This window comes from Actinophytocola gossypii (assembly GCF_025165815.1).
Taxonomy (GTDB): Bacteria; Actinomycetota; Actinomycetes; order Mycobacteriales; family Pseudonocardiaceae; genus Actinophytocola; species Actinophytocola gossypii.
Window position 1 is genome coordinate 15,390 of sequence record NZ_JAFFZE010000012.1, and the last position, 14,913, is coordinate 30,302.

A 14,913-nucleotide genomic window follows, 5' to 3' on the forward strand; every position below is an offset into this window, starting at 1 on the left:
ACGCGACACCCCTAATCGAAGACCCGGAACAGCGGTTGACGTGATCGGGGCGCCAGGCCGAGGTGGTACAGCGCCGCCCCGGTCGCACCGGAGGCCCGGAGCCGGCGCCAGTGGTCGGGCAGTCCGGCCGGGTCGGCGGGGGGCAGCACGGTCACGTACGCGTCCACCGGGCGGCCGGTGGCCGCGGCGCCGGCCACCACCTCGGCGCTGACCGGCGTGGTTGGCCAGGCGGGAACGACCAGGGCGGACACGTCGTCGGCCGCGGTCGGGGTGAGACCGGGGGACGCGCCGGTGGCCCACGGGTCGGGGTGGGCGTGCAGGGTGACCGGGACGTCCAGGCCGGCCAGGACACCGGCACGCAACTCGTCGGTGGACGCGTGGCGGGTGGCGAGCAACTCGGCCTCGCCGGGTAGCGACTCGGTGTCCTCGCGGACGGCGGCGCGCAGGCGGGACACCACCTCGGCCGGGTCGAGGCCGCGAGTGTTCCAGCCACGGCGGCACGCGGGGCAGCAGCAGACCGACAGCCAGCGGGTCGCCGCGGGCGAGTACGCGCCGTCGGTCTTCTCGTGGTGGCACTGGTGGGTCAGGCCGAGTTGGCCGCACGCCTCCAGCGACACCGCGTCCGCGCCGGCGGCCGCCTCCGTCGCGAGGGTGGCGGCGTACTCGCGGACCTCCGGCCAGGACGGGCACAGCGCGTACGGGTACCGCTCGCCGAAGCAGTTCACGACCGCCACGTCCGGGTGTTCGGTGCCCAGCCGGGTGTTGTGGGTGAGCACGATCCACGCCGACACGGCGAACCCGGCCGCCCGGAGCGTCTCGGCCGCCTCGCCGAAGGAGTCCTGGGTGGACATCCAGTCGGGGGTGGCCGGGCGGAGCCGCCCGGTCCACGCGGACTCGCGGACCGGGCGGTACAGGGCCGCGTGCCGTGCTTTGACGAGCGCGCGGTCCGGGTGCAGCGGGGTGGCCGCGCGGACCGAGTGGTACGCCGAGGCCAGCGCCACCGTCGTCACGCCGGCCGCGTGCGCGCGGTCGGGGAACGCGGGGTCGCCGAGCACGTCCCAGGGGTAGGCGTGCCCGGTGATCACGGGGCGTCGCCGCAGAAGTCTCCGCCGAGGTACGTGCGGTCGAGATCGCTCGCGGGGGTGACGTCGGATGCGTAAATCTCGGCGTCGTCGCGCGGCTCGTACCCGATGGCCCTCGCCTCGGCCAGCGACCAGGTGCCCCGGGTGTTGGCGGAGACGCCCCAGACGACGCGGAAACCGGGGTCCGGCGCGGCGATCGCGGCCTCGACGAGCCGGGCGCAGTCGTCGGGCGACAGCCAGGTGGCCAGGGCGCGTTCGCCGGTCGGGCGGTCGGCGCAGGTGCCGATCCGCAGGCAGACGACGTGCAGGCCGTGCCGGTCGTGGTACAGGCTGCCCAGGGCCTCTCCGACGACCTTGCTGACGCCGTAGAAGGTGTCGGGGCGGGGGAACGCGTAGTCGGGGCCGTCGTCGGCGGGGCGGAAGCCGACGGCGTGGTTGCTGCTCGCGTAGACCACGCGGGGGACCCCGGCCCGGCGGGCGGCCTCGAACACGGTGTACGTGCCGTCGATGTTGTCGGCCAGGATGTCGGCCCAGGCGGTCTCGCCCGGGTGGCCGGCGAGGTGCACGACGGCGTCCATCCCCGCGCTCGCCTCGGCCATGGCGTCCAGGTCGGACACCGAGCAGGTGACCACTTCCTCCCCGGCGCCCGACTCGACCGGGACGACGTCCAGCAGCCGCAGCAGCCGGCCGGTCCTGGCCATCCGGCTGCGCAGCATCGTGCCGATCCGCCCGGCCGCTCCCGTGATCAGGATCCGTTCGGTCACGCCGGCTCCTTCAGTCTGGTGACGAGTTGCGTCGGGTTCACGAACCGCAACGCCACCACCAGTAGTACCAGCATGGAGCCGGTGTAGATGACGGCCATCGCGTCCACCGCCTGCTGGGCGCGGATGCCGGCGGAGAACATCGCCTCGTACAGGGACACCACGAGGGTCTGGCTGCCCGGCCCGGCGGTGAGGAAGGTCAGCTCGAACATGCCGACGGTGCGCACCAGCACCAGGATCGACGCGGCGAGGATGCCGGGCACCAGCAGCGGCGCGAGCACCCGGGTGAACACCGCGCTCGTGCGCGCGCCGCACATCCGCGCGGCGGCCTCGATCTTCGGGTCGATCTGCTCGATGAACGGGGTCATCGTGAGCACCACGAACGGCACCGACGGCACCAGGTTCGCGATGATCACGCCCGCGATCCCGCCGGCGAGGTCGAACTTGTAGAGCACGGTCGCCAGCGGGATGCCGTAGGTCATCGGGGGCAGCAGGATCGGCAGCAGGAACAGCACGGTGACCAGCCGCTTGCCGGGGAACGTTCGCCTGGCCAGGGCGTAGGCGGTCGGAACGCCGATCAGGACGGACAGCACCACGACCGCGAGCGCCACCTGGACGGTCACGACCAGCACCTCGAGCAGGTCCAGTTCGCGCCAGGCGGTGACGTACCAGGAGGTGGTCAGGCCGTTGGGCCACCAGGTGCCGAACCACTCGACGGAGAACGAGTTGACCACCACCGCGAGGACCAACCCGAACAGGTTGACCAGGAAGAACGCGACGGCGCCCCACACCAGCCAGGTCGACACCCTCATCCCTTGCCCCCTGTCGCGCCTCGGTACAACGTCGACCGCCACAGCAGCACCAGCCCGACCACGACGAGCATCACCACGGCCATGATCATCGCGATGGCCGAGCCGAGCGGGTAGTCGGTGTCCCGGAACGCCGACTCGTACGCGGCGATCGAGATCACCCGGGTCTCCCCCTGCGGCAGCCCGACCAGGTACGCCGACGGGAACACCGAGAACGCGAGCACGAAGGTCAGACAGAACGTGATCGCGAGCCCGGGCGCGAGCAGCGGCAACGTGATGTACCGGAACCGCCTGCGCCGGTCCGCGCCCAACGTGGCCGCCGCCTGTTCCAACGTCGGATCGATCCCCGACAGGTAACTCAGGATGAGCAGGAACGCGAACGGAAACCCGGTGATGATCAGTGAGAACAGCACGCCCCAGTAGTTGTGCACGAGCCGCACGGGTTCGTCGGTGAGCCCGATCCCCATCAGGATCTTGTTGAACCAACCCACCGGCCCGAGGTAGTTGATCAGCCCCTCCGCCGTGAGCACCGTCCCCAACGTGATCGGCACGACGAGGATCGTGGTCAGCAGCCGTTTGCCCCGGAACCGCCCCCGCATCCGGTACGCGATCGGGATGGAGGCGAGCACGTTGATCAACGCCGCCGGCACCGCCAGCCGCAACGTGATCCAGATGGTGTCCCGCAGGTAGGGGTCGGCGAAGAACCGCTCGTAGTTCGCGAGTACCCCGCCCCCCTCCTCCGGCTGGAACGACAGCTGCAACCCGTACAGCACCGGATACGCGAACAACGCCACCACGAACACCACACCCGGCACCAGCAACCACAGCACCCGGTCGACCCCACGCTCCGCCAACCGATGCCGCCACCCGCCCCGCCCCGCGAGTCGTACGTTCCCGTCGCGCGAGTCGTACCTTCCCGTCGCGGGGGGGGGGGGGGGCCCCCCCCCCCGCCCCCCCCCCCCCCCCCGGGCGGCGCCGCCGCCCGGCGGGGCCGACCCGCCGGCCCGGAAGGTACGACTCGCGAGCTGCGCTCCTCGGGGGCGGCGGGGTCGTCGTGCGGGCGGTCGCTCACGACTCCTCCCCGGGTGGGTGCTCCTCGGCGAAGACCAGGACGCGGTCGGCGGGTACGGTCAGGGACACCGTGTCGCCCGGGGCGAGGCGGCTTCCGGTTCGCACGTGCAGGGCGGTGCCGTCCGGGAGGCGGGCCTGTACGGCCTGCTCCCGCCCGTGGTACTCGACGATCTCCACCTCAGCCCGCAGCGCGTTCTCGCCCTCGCCGACGGTGACGTCCGACGGGCGCATCGCCACCACGGCCGCCGAACCCGCCGTGAGGCCGTCCCGGTTCACTCCGTGGAGCACCGATCGCCCGGCGGCGACGGTGACGACCTCCTCGTCCACATCGGACACGGTGGCCGGGATCATGTTGCGGTAGCCCATGAAGCCGGCGACGTACCGGTTCGCCGGGTGGGCGTACACCTCCTCCGGCGAACCGACCTGCTGCACCACGCCGTCGCGCAGTACCACGAGCCGGTCGGCCAGGGCCAGGGCTTCTTCCTGGTCGTGCGTGACGTACACCGTGGTCAGGCCGAGCGACTGGTGCAGTCGCCGGATCTCCGTGCGCATCTCCAGTCGCAGCGCGGCGTCCAGGTTGGACAGTGGCTCGTCCATCAGCACCAGCCGCGGTTCCAGCACGATCGCCCGCGCGATCGCCACCCGCTGCTGCTGCCCGCCGGACAGCTGCGCCGGGAACTTGTGCGCGTGGTCGGACAGCCGCACCAGCCGCAGCGCCTCGTCCGCCCGCCTGGTCCGCTCGGCGCGGCCGATCCCGCGCATGCTCAGCCCGAACGCGACGTTGCGGTGCACGGACATGTGCGGGAACAGCGCGTAGTTCTGGAACACCATGCCGAACCCGCGCCGCTCCGGCGGCAGCGTGTCGATCCGCTTCCCGTCCACCAGGATCTGCCCGCCGGAGAGCGGGAGCAGCCCGGCGAGGCAGTTCAGCGCGGTCGACTTCCCGCACCCGGACGGCCCGAGCAGCGCGACGAACTCGCCGCCCTTGATCGTCAGCTCCAGTTCGGCGAGCGCGACGTGGTCGCCGAACTCGCGGCGCACCCGCTCGATGCGCAGCTCGGCGAAGTTCTCGCTCATCCCGTCTTCCCGCTGCCGATCTCGCGGTCCCACCGCTGGAACGCCGCCACCTGCTGCTGCGCCGGCAGTGACGTCTCCTGCGGGTTGTCGGCGATCAGCTGGTCGTACTCCGGCCGCCCGAACCGCTCGATCGCCTCCCGCGACTCGGCCGGCGCCATGTCCAGCGTGACGTCCCGGACCGCCGGGCCGGGGTAGAAGTAGCCCTTGTCGTAGGCCTTGGCCTGCTGTTCCGGTCGCAGCATCCACTCGATCAGCGCGAGGTTCGCCGACAGCACGTCCTCGCTCACGCCGCGCGGAACGACGGCGTAGTGCGCGTCGGTGACCCAGTGGAAGCCCTCCAGCGTGGTCACCTCCATCCGGTCCGGGACGGTGCCGAGGACGCGCGGGTTGATGTCCCAGCCGGTGGTGGTGGCGACGATGTTCGCCGTGCCGTTGGCCAGGTTCTTCATCGTGTCCGTGGTGCCGCTGGGGTAGTAGTCGACGTACTGGCCGAGCTCGGCGAGGTACTGCCAGGTCTTGTCCCAGCCGTTCTCCGGGTCCTTCGGGTCCTCGTCGCCGAGGATGTAGGGCAGCCCCATGAGGAACGTGCGGCCGGGTCCGGAGTTCGCCGGCTGCGCGTACTGGAACTTGCCCGGGTTCGCCTTGGCCCAGTCGAGCAGCTCCTGGGCGGTGCCCGGTGGATCGGCCACGCGTCGCGGGTCGTACTCGAGCAGCGGGCCGGACGGGTAGAAGGTGATGGTGACGCCCTGCCCCTGCGCGAGCTCGTGCATGGCGGCGGCCGCGGGCAGGTAGTTCTCCTCCAGGCCGGGGAACCGGTCGGCGAACGTCGGCAGCAGCTCCAGCACCAGCTCCTGCTCGATCACCGAGGCGAGCCCGTCGGTGCCGGTGAGCACGAGGTGGGTCTGGGCGTTGCCGCCGCGCTGCTCGGCCTGCAGCTTGCCCGGCATCTCCGGGGAGGTGGCCTTGGTGTAGTCGACGGCGCTGACGACGTCGGGGTTCTCGCGCGCGAACTCGTCGATCATGCCCTGGGTCAGCTGGAGGTTCCCGGCCACGTCGAGGATGTTCAGCTCGACCGGCTGGGACGGCTTGTCCGGGACCGAGCTGGGTGCGCTCGCCGGGGTGTTCTCCTCCGGCGCGCCGCACGCGACCATGGCGGCCAGCAACGCCGGAACCAACAGTACTCTGCGCATCCCGCTCTCCCTCCACAGTGGACTATCGGAGCCGCTGCCGCTGCCCGGCGTGGACATGGTGGGAGCACGGGAATGCCGGTTCGGCATGTCGGAACCATTGGAAGCCTAACGATCTCGGTGTCGACACCGCAAGACCGTCGGGGGCCATAGACGTGGTCTATCGCGGAGGCGGATTACCGCAAGGAAAAGGCTTTCCTGCGTGCCCTCAGGCCCGGGTCCCGGCTGGTCCGAACGGCGGCGAGGGCTTCTGGTGGCGGTGACGGGAGGCGAGCACTTTCGGCTGCTCAGCGCTCGGACACCGTGAGCGCGAAGGCACCGGCCACGAAGGCACCGGCCACGAAGGCACCGGTCGCGAAGACACCGGGGCGCGAGGCACCGGTCGCGAAGGCACCCGGTCGCGAAGGCACCCGGTCGCGAAGGCACCGGGTCGCGGCGAGTTCCGACCCGCGCGGTAACGGTATGTAGCCGCGCCGCCGGCGGGTGGTCAGCCCCCGGCCAGCCGCGTTTCGGACGCGAGAAGACCGTGATCGGGCGGGCGTAGCGTTTCGCGCATGAACGACAGCCTGGACCTGGTTCCCGTGCCGGCCCGAACGCTCGCCGCGCGACGGGAGGTCGACGACGCGTCGGCGGGGGCCTTATCCGGCCATACGATCGGCTAGCGGACCGCTGGAACGGGCCGGACCGGAATCCGGTTCCGAGCCATCACTTCCCGCCTTTTTGTTCCTTTTTCGCGGCTCTTTGTTCCTTTTTGGTGGCTTTCCGAGCTTCCTTGTCAGCGGCTTTCGCCTGCTTCTTTGCCGTCTTTGCTTCCGAGTTTGCCTGCTTCTGTTGGGAACTGTCGGGCTTGGTTGCTTGTTTCTCCGATTGCTCGTTCCCTTTGTTGGTTTGCGCCGCGGGGGTGGCGGCGGATCGGGTGGGGAGCGCGACGGTGGTGGCCGGGGTTGGCGAGGGCGAGACGGGAGCCCGGGCCGGAACTGGGGCCGTGGCCGGGGCCGGGGTCCTGGCCGGAGCCGGGGTCGTGGCCGTAGCCGCGGCCGGAGCCGGGGTCGGGACCGGCGGGCGGGGCTCGACGGTGAACGTCGACCCGTGCTCGCCGCCGGTCACCTCGGCGATCACGGCGGTCGGGGGATGAGGTTCGGCCACGATCGCCGGGGCGGAGGCCGAGGTGGTCACGGCAGTGGCCGCGATCGCGACCGCCGCGCCCACCTTCATGAGCAGGACACCGCTCAGTCCGCTCTCGGCGGCGGTCGCTCCGGCGGCCAGTGGGACGCCCACGGCGAGCGGGCCGAAGACGCCGGCGAGTTCGGCGTTCACCTTGGTCAGGGTGTCGACCCGACCACGGCAGTCCGCGCAGCGGTCGAGGTGCCGGGTGATCTTCCGCGACAACGGCGGCGGCACGCTGCGCCGCACGTACCCGGCGAGCTTGTCGACCGTCGCCGCGCACTCGCGCCTCAGCGGGCCCGGCACGTGTTGGCGCAGGTACGCCTGCCGCAGACCCTCGCGCGCCCGGTACGCGAGCGCGGCCACGCTGTTCGGCCGCATCCCCAGCCTCGGCGCCACCACGGCCGGCGACTCGTCCTCGACCTCGGTGTGCCAGAGCACCATCCGCCACCGCTCCGGCAGGCTCGCGAACGCCTCCGCGGCCACGCCGGCGTGCCAGCGCTCGACGACCGGGTCGACGTACTCCTCCGTGACGTAGGTGTCCGGCAGCTCGGCGTACAGCGCCACCGGCGCGCCCCGGGTACTCCCCTGGATCGCCGCGTTGCGCAACGTCACCAGCAGGTACGGGCGGAACTCGGCGTCCGGGCCCCGACCCTCCCGCAGCATCCGCAGCACCCGGGTGAACGCCTCGGCGACCAGGTCCTCCCGTTCCGCCTGGGTTCGCGCGAGGTAGGCCGCCGCCCGTTTCGCGGAGTCCAGATGCCTCGCGTACAGCTCCCCGAACGCCGCCACGTCACCCTGCCGCACGGACGCGATCAGCTCCGCGTCCGGCATCTCTTCGAGAGTCTCGGCCACCGAACTCCCTTTCGGACCCGCCCCGTTCCGGGCGAGCCCCACCGTCGTACTGGAACCCCCGAGGAAACGGACACCCGCGCCGCCCCGTTGAACCATGAACGAGTGAGTGGCAAAGGCGATACGCTGTTTTCAGCGCCAGTCGACGACTTCCTGCACAAGCCCAGGGTGACGGCGTTTCACCTGCGCGACGTAATCCTCCATGTGCGCCCGCATCAACCGCTCGGCGAGGTCGCCGTCGCCCGCGACGATGGCCCGGCCGATGTCACTGTGGACGCCGAGGATCTCCCGCCGGCGGGACTTCGGGAACAGCGCGTCGTGCAGCCGGTCCCGCAGGACGTCCGCGAGGGACTGCCCGAACAGCGCCAGGATCCGGTTCCCGGACAGCACCGCGACCAGCTCGTGGAAGTCGCCGGCCAGCCGCAGGTACTCGTCCTCGCCGCGGACGACGCCGTCGAACCGGGCGAGCTCGTCGGCCAGTCCTGGTTCGTGCCGCTCGGCGGCCGCGCGGGCGAGCATCGGCTCCATGATCGACCTGGCCTCGAGCAGCTCGCGGAAGGTCATCCCCTCCATCTGGAAGTACAGCGAGGCCATCCGGCCGAAGTTGCGGGTGTGCACCTGGTCGACGGTCGGCCCGCCACGCGGACCCGGCTTGATCGAGATCAGCCCGTGCACCTCGAGGATCCGCAGCGCCTCCCGCAGCGACCCGCGGCCGACCCGGTACTCCTCGAGCATCTTGGCCTCGGGCGGCAGCTGCGTACCCGGCGCCATGCCCTCGGCCCCGATCCGCCGGACGATGTCCCGCGCGATCGCCTCGGACACCTTGTCCCCGCGTCTGACCGGCCGGTGCGGCGTCGCCGCGTTGCCCGCGTCTGTAGCTGCCACCAGCACATGTTAGCGATGGGTGATCAGCGCCTCACCCTCGGCGCCCGGAATTCAACGGCATCCGAACGTGTACGTCCACTGTGGACACAGGAAGGGAGTCGGCTTGTGGTGCAACGGAAACAGGCGGGTGGTGCGTTCGTCGTAGCGGGGACTGGGCCGGACGGCCCCGCTCCGGCCGGAGCGCGAAGGCCAATGCGCTCGCCCGGCCGCGCCGAACAGAACCCCGTGAACCGGGAACGAATCGCGGTGGTCGGCGCCGGGGTGGCCGGCCTGACCGCCGCCCACCTGCTGCAACGCCGCCACGACGTGCTGCTGTTCGAGGCCGAGCCGCGTCTCGGCGGGCACGCGCACACCCACGACGTGGACACCGGCACCGACACCCTCGCCGTCGACACCGGGTTCATCGTGCACAACGAGCGCACCTACCCGAACCTGCTGCGGCTGTTCGGCGAGCTCGGCGTGCGCACCCAGGACTCGGACATGTCGATGAGCGTCCGCTGCCTCGGCTGCGGGCTGGAGTACGCCGGGGCGCGGGGGCCGCGCGGCCTGTTCCCGACACCGGGTTCGCTCGGCCGTCCCCGGTACCTGCGGATGCTTACCGAGGTCACCCGGTTCCACCGGCACGCCCGCCGGGTGCTCGCCGAGCGGGACGACGGCGCCACGCTGGGCACGTTCCTGACCACCGGTCGTTACTCCGGCTACTTCCGCGACCACTTCCTGCTGCCCATGGTGTCCGCGGTGTGGTCGGCGCCGGAGCACGTCAGCCGCGACTACCCGGCGCGGTACCTGTTCGAGTTCCTGGCCAACCACGGGCTGTTGTCGGTCGGCGGATCGCCCCAGTGGCGCACGGTGACCGGCGGATCGCGTGAGTACGTCGAACGCGCGGTCAAGAACCTCACCGCCGTGCGGGTCGGCACCCCGGTCCGCGCGGTCCACCGGCACGCCGACCACGTCGAGGTGCGCGACGACGCCGACGAGCCGCACCGGGTCGACCGGGTGGTGCTGGCCACCCACGCCGACCAGGCGCTCGAGCTGCTCGCCGACCCGACCGAGGCCGAGACCGAGGTACTCGGCGCGTTCCGGTACTCGCGCAACGAGACCTGGCTGCACACCGACGCCACCCTGCTGCCCCGCACGGCCGGCGCCCGGGCGTCCTGGAACTACCTGAAGACGACCTGCGCCGGCGGCGAGCGAGTGCTGGTCAGCTACGACCTGACCCGCCTGATGCGGCTCGACCCGCGCACACGGCACGTGGTCACCCTGAACGCGACGGATCGGATCGCGCCGGACCGGGTACTCGCCCGCATGACCTACGAGCACCCGGTCTACACCCGCGAGTCGGTGGCCGCACAGCGCAGGCTGCCCGAACTCGCCGGCCCGCGCACCGCGTTCGCCGGCGCCTACCACGGCTGGGGCTTCCACGAGGACGGCTGCGCCGCCGGAGTCCGCGCAGCGGAGCACTTCGGAGCCGGCTGGTGACCCACACGCCCACCCCACGCGTTCGGCACCCACCGCGCAAGCCGAGCACCGGAGGTGGGCTGCTGACCGCCACGCCCACCACCTACCGGGCGCGCCTGGTGCACGTCCGGCGCGAGCGCATGACCCGGCGCTTCACCAGTCCCCTGCGGCCCTGGCTGGTCGACCTCGACCACCTGCCGCACCGGCCGCCGTTCGCCACGTTCGAGGCGCGCGACCACCTCGGCGACCCGGGCCGCACGATCCGGCGGAACCTCGAACGCTGGCTGGCCACCCGGAACGTCCACCTCGACGGCGGCCGCGTGCTCATGCTCACCACTCCCCGCACGCTCGGCTACGCGTTCAACCCGCTCACCGTCTACTGGTGCCACGACCGCGCCGGCCACCCGCTCTGCACGGTCGCCGAGGTGCACAACACCTACGGCGAACGGCACTGCTACCTCCTGCACCCGGACGACGACGGCCACGCCGACACCGCCAAGGAGTTCTACGTCTCCCCGTTCCTCGAGGTCGCCGGGGACTACCGGATGCGCCTCCCCCCACCCACCGACCGGCTGGCGCTGTCGGTCGTACTGCACCAGGACGGCCGTCCGGTGTTCAGCGCGGTGCTCACCGGGCGCCGGGCCGGCCGGCCGGGGCCGGGGACCCTGCTCGCCCAGGCACTGCAGCCGCACCGCGTTCGCGCGCTGATCCAGCGGCACGGAGTGGCACTGTGGTTGCGGCGGTTGCCGGTCGTGCCGCGCCGACCGCACGTCGCACAGGAGGGTGTCCAGTGACCGCGACAACACCACGGCCCGACACGTCCGTCGAGCTCCGCGCCCCGTACTCCCCCGCCCGCGCCTGGGCCGCCGAGCGGCTGTTCCGGCTGGCGGCGCGCCGGTTGCCGGTGCGGGTTCGGCTGCCGGGCGGCGAGGTGCTCGGCCGCGGCGGCCCGGACGCGCCGACGATGACCGTGCGGCGCCCGGAGTTCTTCCACCGGCTCGGGGTCCGGGCCAACATCGGGTTCGGCGAGGCGTACATGGCCGGTGACTGGACCAGCCCGGACCCGGCCGCCGTGCTCACCCCGTTCGCGGCGCGGATGGCCCGGCTGGTGCCGCGTCCGCTGCAGGTGCTGCGCCGGTTCGTCGACGCCGCGCGACCGGCGGCCGAGCGGAACACGCCGGAGGGCGCGCGGGCGAACATCCACCGGCACTACAACCTGTCCAACGACCTGTTCGCCGCGTTCCTCGACGAGTCGATGACCTACTCGTCGGCCTGGTTCCGGCCCGGCGACGACCTGCACGCCGCGCAGCTGCGCAAGATCGACGGCATCCTGGACTACGCGGGCGTCCGCGCCGGCAGCCGGGTGCTGGAGATCGGCACCGGCTGGGGCGCGCTGGCGATCCGCGCCGCCCGCCGGGGCGCGCACGTCACCACGCTGACGATCTCCACCGAGCAGCGTGACCTCGCGCTGGCCCAGGTCGCCGAGGCAGGCGTGGCCGACCGCGTCGACGTGCGGCTGTGCGACTACCGGGACGCGACCGGCCGGTACGACGCGGTGGTGTCGGTGGAGATGATCGAGGCGGTCGGCGAGGAGTTCTGGCCGGCCTACTTCGCCACCCTGGACCGGCTGGTGGAGCCGGCCGGCCGGGTGGCGCTGCAGGCGATCACCCTGCCGCACGACCGGATGCTGGCCACCCTCAGGTCGCACAACTGGATCCACGAGTACGTCTTCCCCGGCGGCATGCTGCTGTCGGTGCCGGCGATCGAGCAGCAGGTCAGCGCGCACACCGGCCTGGCGATCACCGCGCGCCGCAGCCTCGGCGAGCACTACGCCCGCACCCTGCGCTGCTGGCGCGACCGGTTCCTGGCCGCCGACGTCGCCGCCATCGGGTTCGACGAGACGTTCCGCCGGCTGTGGGAGTTCTACCTGGCCTATTCGGAGGCCGGCTTCGCGTCCGGCTACCTGGACGTGTGGCAGCTGCGGATGGCGCGCGCGAGGTAGGTTGCCGGTGTGGACAGTGGTGTGGAGGTCGTGCTCGACGCGCGGGCGACGCTGGGCGAGGGTCCGGTGTGGGACCAGCGCGAGCACGTGCTGCGCTGGGTCGACATCATCCCCGGCCTGGTGCACCGGTTCGACCCCGGCACCGGCGAGGACACCTGCTTCGAGTTCGGCGAGCGGGTCGGCACGGTCGCCGCGCGGGCGTCCGGCGGGCTGGTGCTCGCCACCGCCACCGGCATCTGGACCTGCGCGGCCGACGGCAGCGGTCGTCGGCGCCTGCACGAGGTCACCGACCCGCCGGGCGGCCGGTTCAACGACGGCAAGGCCGACCCGTGGGGCCGGTTCTGGGCCGGCACGATGCTCGAACCGGGCGACGGCGCGGCCGCGTTCTACCGGCTCGACCAGGACGGTTCGCTGCACACGGTGCTGACCGGGGTCTCGGTGTCCAACGGCATCGGCTGGTCGCCGGACGGGCGGACCATGTACTACGTGGACACCCGAACCGGCGGCGTGGACGCGTTCGACCACGATCCCGGGACCGGCGCGCTCACCGGCCGCCGCCGCTTCGCCGACGTGGACCGCGGCTGGCCGGACGGGCTGACCGTGGACGCCGAGGGCGGGGTGTGGGTGGCGCTGTGGGACGGCTGGGGCCTGCTGCGGTACACCCCGGACGGCCGGCTCGCGGGGACCGTGGAGGTGCCGGCGCGGCGGGTGACCAGCTGCGCGTTCGGTGGGCCGGGGCTGTCCACCCTCTACGTCACGTCGGCGCGGGTCGGACTGTCCGACCCGGACCGGCAGCCGCACGCGGGCGCGGTGTTCGCCTGCGAGCCGGGGGTGTCCGGCCAGCCCGCTGGGGCGTGGGGCGGGTGAGCTGGCCGACCCGTCTGCGCGACACCGGCTCGGACCCGGACCCGAGGTTCAGCTTCGCCAACGAGCGCACGTTCCTGGCGTGGATCCGCACCGCGCTGGCCCTGCTGGCCGGGGGCATCGGGCTGGAGGCGTTCGCCCCGGAGCTGGCGGTGCCGGGGCTGCGGCAGGTGCTGGCCGCGCTGCTGGTGCTGGCCGGGGTGGCGACCAGCGCGCTCGCGTTCCGCCGCTGGCTGCGCAGCGAGGTGGCGATGCGGGAGGAACGCTCACTGCCGCCGCCCCGGATCGCGCCCTGGCTGTCGTACGGGGTCGCGGTGATCGCGCTCGCCGTGTTCGTACTCGTACTGGTGGCGAACCTGTGACCCCGCCCGGGGTGCAGAACGAGCGGACGTCGCTGGCGTGGGTGCGGACGGCGCTGGGGTTGGCCGGGTGCGCGGTGCTCGCGGGGCGGCTCGCGATCGTGCGGGACACGCCGTGGGCGGTGGGGGCGGCGTTGGCGACGGCGGTGCTGGCGGTGGGTGCGCTCGGGTGGTCGCACGACCGGTACCGGCGGACGGCCAGGGCGCTGCGGGAGGAGCGGCCGGTCGACTTCGCGCTGCCGGCACTGGTGCTGACCGCGGCGGTGGTGCTGCTGGGCGGGCTGAGCCTGCTGTTGATCGCGCGCTGACGCGTATTGTTGCCGCATGCGCGTCACGATCGCCGAGGTCGCCAGGCGGGCCAGGGTCAGCAAGACGACGGTGTCGCGGGTGCTCAACAACAAGGGCGACGTGGACGCGAGCACGGCGATCCGGGTGCGGGAGGTCATCGCCGCCACCGGGTACACGCCGAGCGCGGGCGCGGTCGGGCTGGCGCGCGGTCGCACGCAGACGGTCGGGATGCTGGTGCCAGGGTTGACCTGGCCGTGGATGGGCGACGTGCTGCAGGGCGTGGCCGACGTGCTGGAGGCGCGCGGGTACGGGCTGCTGCTGAACACGATGAACCGCGGCGAGGACTCGCTGACGCAGTTCGCCCGGCACGTGTCGTCCAACGCGTTCGACGGGCTGCTGCTGGTGGAGCCGCCGGACACGTTGAGCTACATCACGAGCCTGCACGAGTCCGGCCTGCCGGTGGTGATGATCGACGACCGGGGCCACCATCCCGGCTTCCCGTCGGTGGCGACGAGCAACCGCGAGGGTGCGGCGGACGCCGCGGCGCACCTGCTGGCGACCGGGCGTCGGCGGGTCGCGATGGTGTCGGGGCCGGCGGCGTTCGGGTGCACCAGGGACCGCACGGCCGGGCTGTGCGGGCGGCTGACCGAGGCGGGGGTCGAGTTCGACGGCCGACTGCTGGTGGAGGGCGACTTCACCCGCGAGGGCGGCCGGGCGGCGGTGGCCGACCTGCTGGCCACGGGGGTTCCGTTCGACGCGGTGTTCGCGCACAACGACCTGATGGCGGTCGGCGTCCTGGACGCCCTGCGCGCCGAGGGCCGCGAGGTTCCCGACGACGTGGCGGTGATCGGCTTCGACGACATCGCGGTCGCCGCCCACACCCGGCCGGCGCTCACCACGGTCCGCCAGCCCTCCCGCGAGATGGGCGAGGCGGCGGCGACGATGCTCCTGGACAACCTGAACGGGGTCGCCCTGCCGGAGACCCCGCACGTGGTGCCCACCTCCCTGGTGGTGCGCGACTCCGCGCCGGCCTGACAAGTGCTCTGAAGGTGAC

General features: G+C 72.5%; 15 protein-coding genes. 7 read left to right on the forward strand and 8 right to left on the reverse strand.

The genetic code is table 11. From position 1 onward, the window contains the following. Positions 1 to 11 precede the first annotated feature (11 nt). The 8 genes from JT362_RS13975 to JT362_RS14010 form a co-directional block, all read right to left on the reverse strand. Positions 12 to 1,085 carry a hypothetical protein gene (locus tag JT362_RS13975; protein WP_260191615.1) on the reverse strand — a complete coding sequence of 358 codons (1,074 nt, stop codon included), beginning with the start codon at positions 1,083 to 1,085 and terminating at the stop codon, positions 12 to 14. Beyond that, entirely contained in the window at positions 1,082 to 1,846 is a 765-nt protein-coding gene (locus JT362_RS13980; RefSeq protein ID WP_260191616.1) for an NAD-dependent epimerase/dehydratase family protein, read from the reverse strand. The genes JT362_RS13975 and JT362_RS13980 overlap by 4 nt, the downstream gene beginning before the upstream one ends. Further along, positions 1,843 to 2,655: an ABC transporter permease gene (locus tag JT362_RS13985; RefSeq protein WP_260191617.1), complete on the reverse strand. Its 813-nt coding sequence runs from the start codon at positions 2,653 to 2,655 to the stop codon at positions 1,843 to 1,845. The genes JT362_RS13980 and JT362_RS13985 overlap by 4 nt, the downstream gene beginning before the upstream one ends. Beyond that, complete coding sequence (locus JT362_RS13990; RefSeq protein ID WP_260191618.1) at positions 2,652 to 3,506, reverse strand: ABC transporter permease; 855 nt, start codon at positions 3,504 to 3,506, stop codon at positions 2,652 to 2,654. Before JT362_RS13990 ends, JT362_RS13985 begins: the two co-directional genes overlap by 4 nt. A 214-nt stretch (positions 3,507 to 3,720) precedes the next feature. After that, positions 3,721 to 4,800, reverse strand: a complete 1,080-nt coding sequence (locus tag JT362_RS13995; protein ID WP_260191619.1) for an ABC transporter ATP-binding protein — start codon at positions 4,798 to 4,800, stop codon at positions 3,721 to 3,723. Further along, entirely contained in the window at positions 4,797 to 5,990 is a 1,194-nt protein-coding gene (locus tag JT362_RS14000) for an extracellular solute-binding protein (RefSeq protein ID WP_260191620.1), read from the reverse strand. Before JT362_RS14000 ends, JT362_RS13995 begins: the two co-directional genes overlap by 4 nt. 702 nt (positions 5,991 to 6,692) lie before the next feature. Then, complete coding sequence (locus tag JT362_RS14005; RefSeq protein ID WP_260191621.1) at positions 6,693 to 8,006, reverse strand: sigma-70 family RNA polymerase sigma factor; 1,314 nt, start codon at positions 8,004 to 8,006, stop codon at positions 6,693 to 6,695. A gap of 129 nt (positions 8,007 to 8,135) precedes the next feature. Then, positions 8,136 to 8,888, reverse strand: coding sequence for a FadR/GntR family transcriptional regulator (locus tag JT362_RS14010; RefSeq protein ID WP_260191622.1), 753 nt, complete (start codon positions 8,886 to 8,888; stop codon positions 8,136 to 8,138). A gap of 192 nt (positions 8,889 to 9,080) precedes the next feature. On the opposite strand from JT362_RS14010, the gene JT362_RS14015 reads away from it, so the two are divergent. The 7 genes from JT362_RS14015 to JT362_RS14045 are packed head-to-tail and all read left to right on the forward strand — an operon-like array spanning position 9,081 to position 14,894. Continuing rightward, positions 9,081 to 10,367, forward strand: a complete 1,287-nt coding sequence (locus JT362_RS14015) for an NAD(P)/FAD-dependent oxidoreductase (protein ID WP_260191623.1) — start codon at positions 9,081 to 9,083, stop codon at positions 10,365 to 10,367. Further along, positions 10,364 to 11,140 carry a DUF1365 domain-containing protein gene (locus tag JT362_RS14020; RefSeq protein WP_260191624.1) on the forward strand — a complete coding sequence of 259 codons (777 nt, stop codon included), beginning with the start codon at positions 10,364 to 10,366 and terminating at the stop codon, positions 11,138 to 11,140. The genes JT362_RS14015 and JT362_RS14020 overlap by 4 nt, the downstream gene beginning before the upstream one ends. Further along, entirely contained in the window at positions 11,137 to 12,348 is a 1,212-nt protein-coding gene (locus tag JT362_RS14025) for an SAM-dependent methyltransferase (RefSeq protein ID WP_260191625.1), read from the forward strand. The genes JT362_RS14020 and JT362_RS14025 overlap by 4 nt, the downstream gene beginning before the upstream one ends. Before the next feature lie 9 nt (positions 12,349 to 12,357). After that, positions 12,358 to 13,215: an SMP-30/gluconolactonase/LRE family protein gene (locus JT362_RS14030; protein WP_260191626.1), complete on the forward strand. Its 858-nt coding sequence runs from the start codon at positions 12,358 to 12,360 to the stop codon at positions 13,213 to 13,215. Further along, positions 13,212 to 13,574 (forward strand): YidH family protein, encoded by a 363-nt coding sequence (locus tag JT362_RS14035; protein WP_260191627.1) that lies wholly within the window; start codon positions 13,212 to 13,214, stop codon positions 13,572 to 13,574. Before JT362_RS14030 ends, JT362_RS14035 begins: the two co-directional genes overlap by 4 nt. After that, positions 13,571 to 13,879, forward strand: coding sequence for a DUF202 domain-containing protein (locus JT362_RS14040; protein ID WP_260191628.1), 309 nt, complete (start codon positions 13,571 to 13,573; stop codon positions 13,877 to 13,879). Before JT362_RS14035 ends, JT362_RS14040 begins: the two co-directional genes overlap by 4 nt. 16 nt (positions 13,880 to 13,895) lie before the next feature. After that, complete coding sequence (locus JT362_RS14045) at positions 13,896 to 14,894, forward strand: LacI family DNA-binding transcriptional regulator (protein ID WP_260191629.1); 999 nt, start codon at positions 13,896 to 13,898, stop codon at positions 14,892 to 14,894. The last annotated feature ends 19 nt before the right edge of the window (positions 14,895 to 14,913 follow it).

What these genes read in the sequence shown, in the direction of transcription:
- JT362_RS13995 (WP_260191619.1), bottom strand. Translation starts at nt 4,800, where the DNA reads ATGAGCGAGAACTTCGCCGAGCTGCGCATCGAGCGGGTGCGCCGCGAG.
- JT362_RS13985 (WP_260191617.1), bottom strand. Translation starts at nt 2,655, where the DNA reads ATGAGGGTGTCGACCTGGCTGGTGTGGGGCGCCGTCGCGTTCTTCCTG.
- JT362_RS14015 (WP_260191623.1), top strand. Translation starts at nt 9,081, where the DNA reads ATGCGCTCGCCCGGCCGCGCCGAACAGAACCCCGTGAACCGGGAACGA.
- JT362_RS14000 (WP_260191620.1), bottom strand. Translation starts at nt 5,990, where the DNA reads ATGCGCAGAGTACTGTTGGTTCCGGCGTTGCTGGCCGCCATGGTCGCG.
- JT362_RS14045 (WP_260191629.1), top strand. Translation starts at nt 13,896, where the DNA reads ATGCGCGTCACGATCGCCGAGGTCGCCAGGCGGGCCAGGGTCAGCAAG.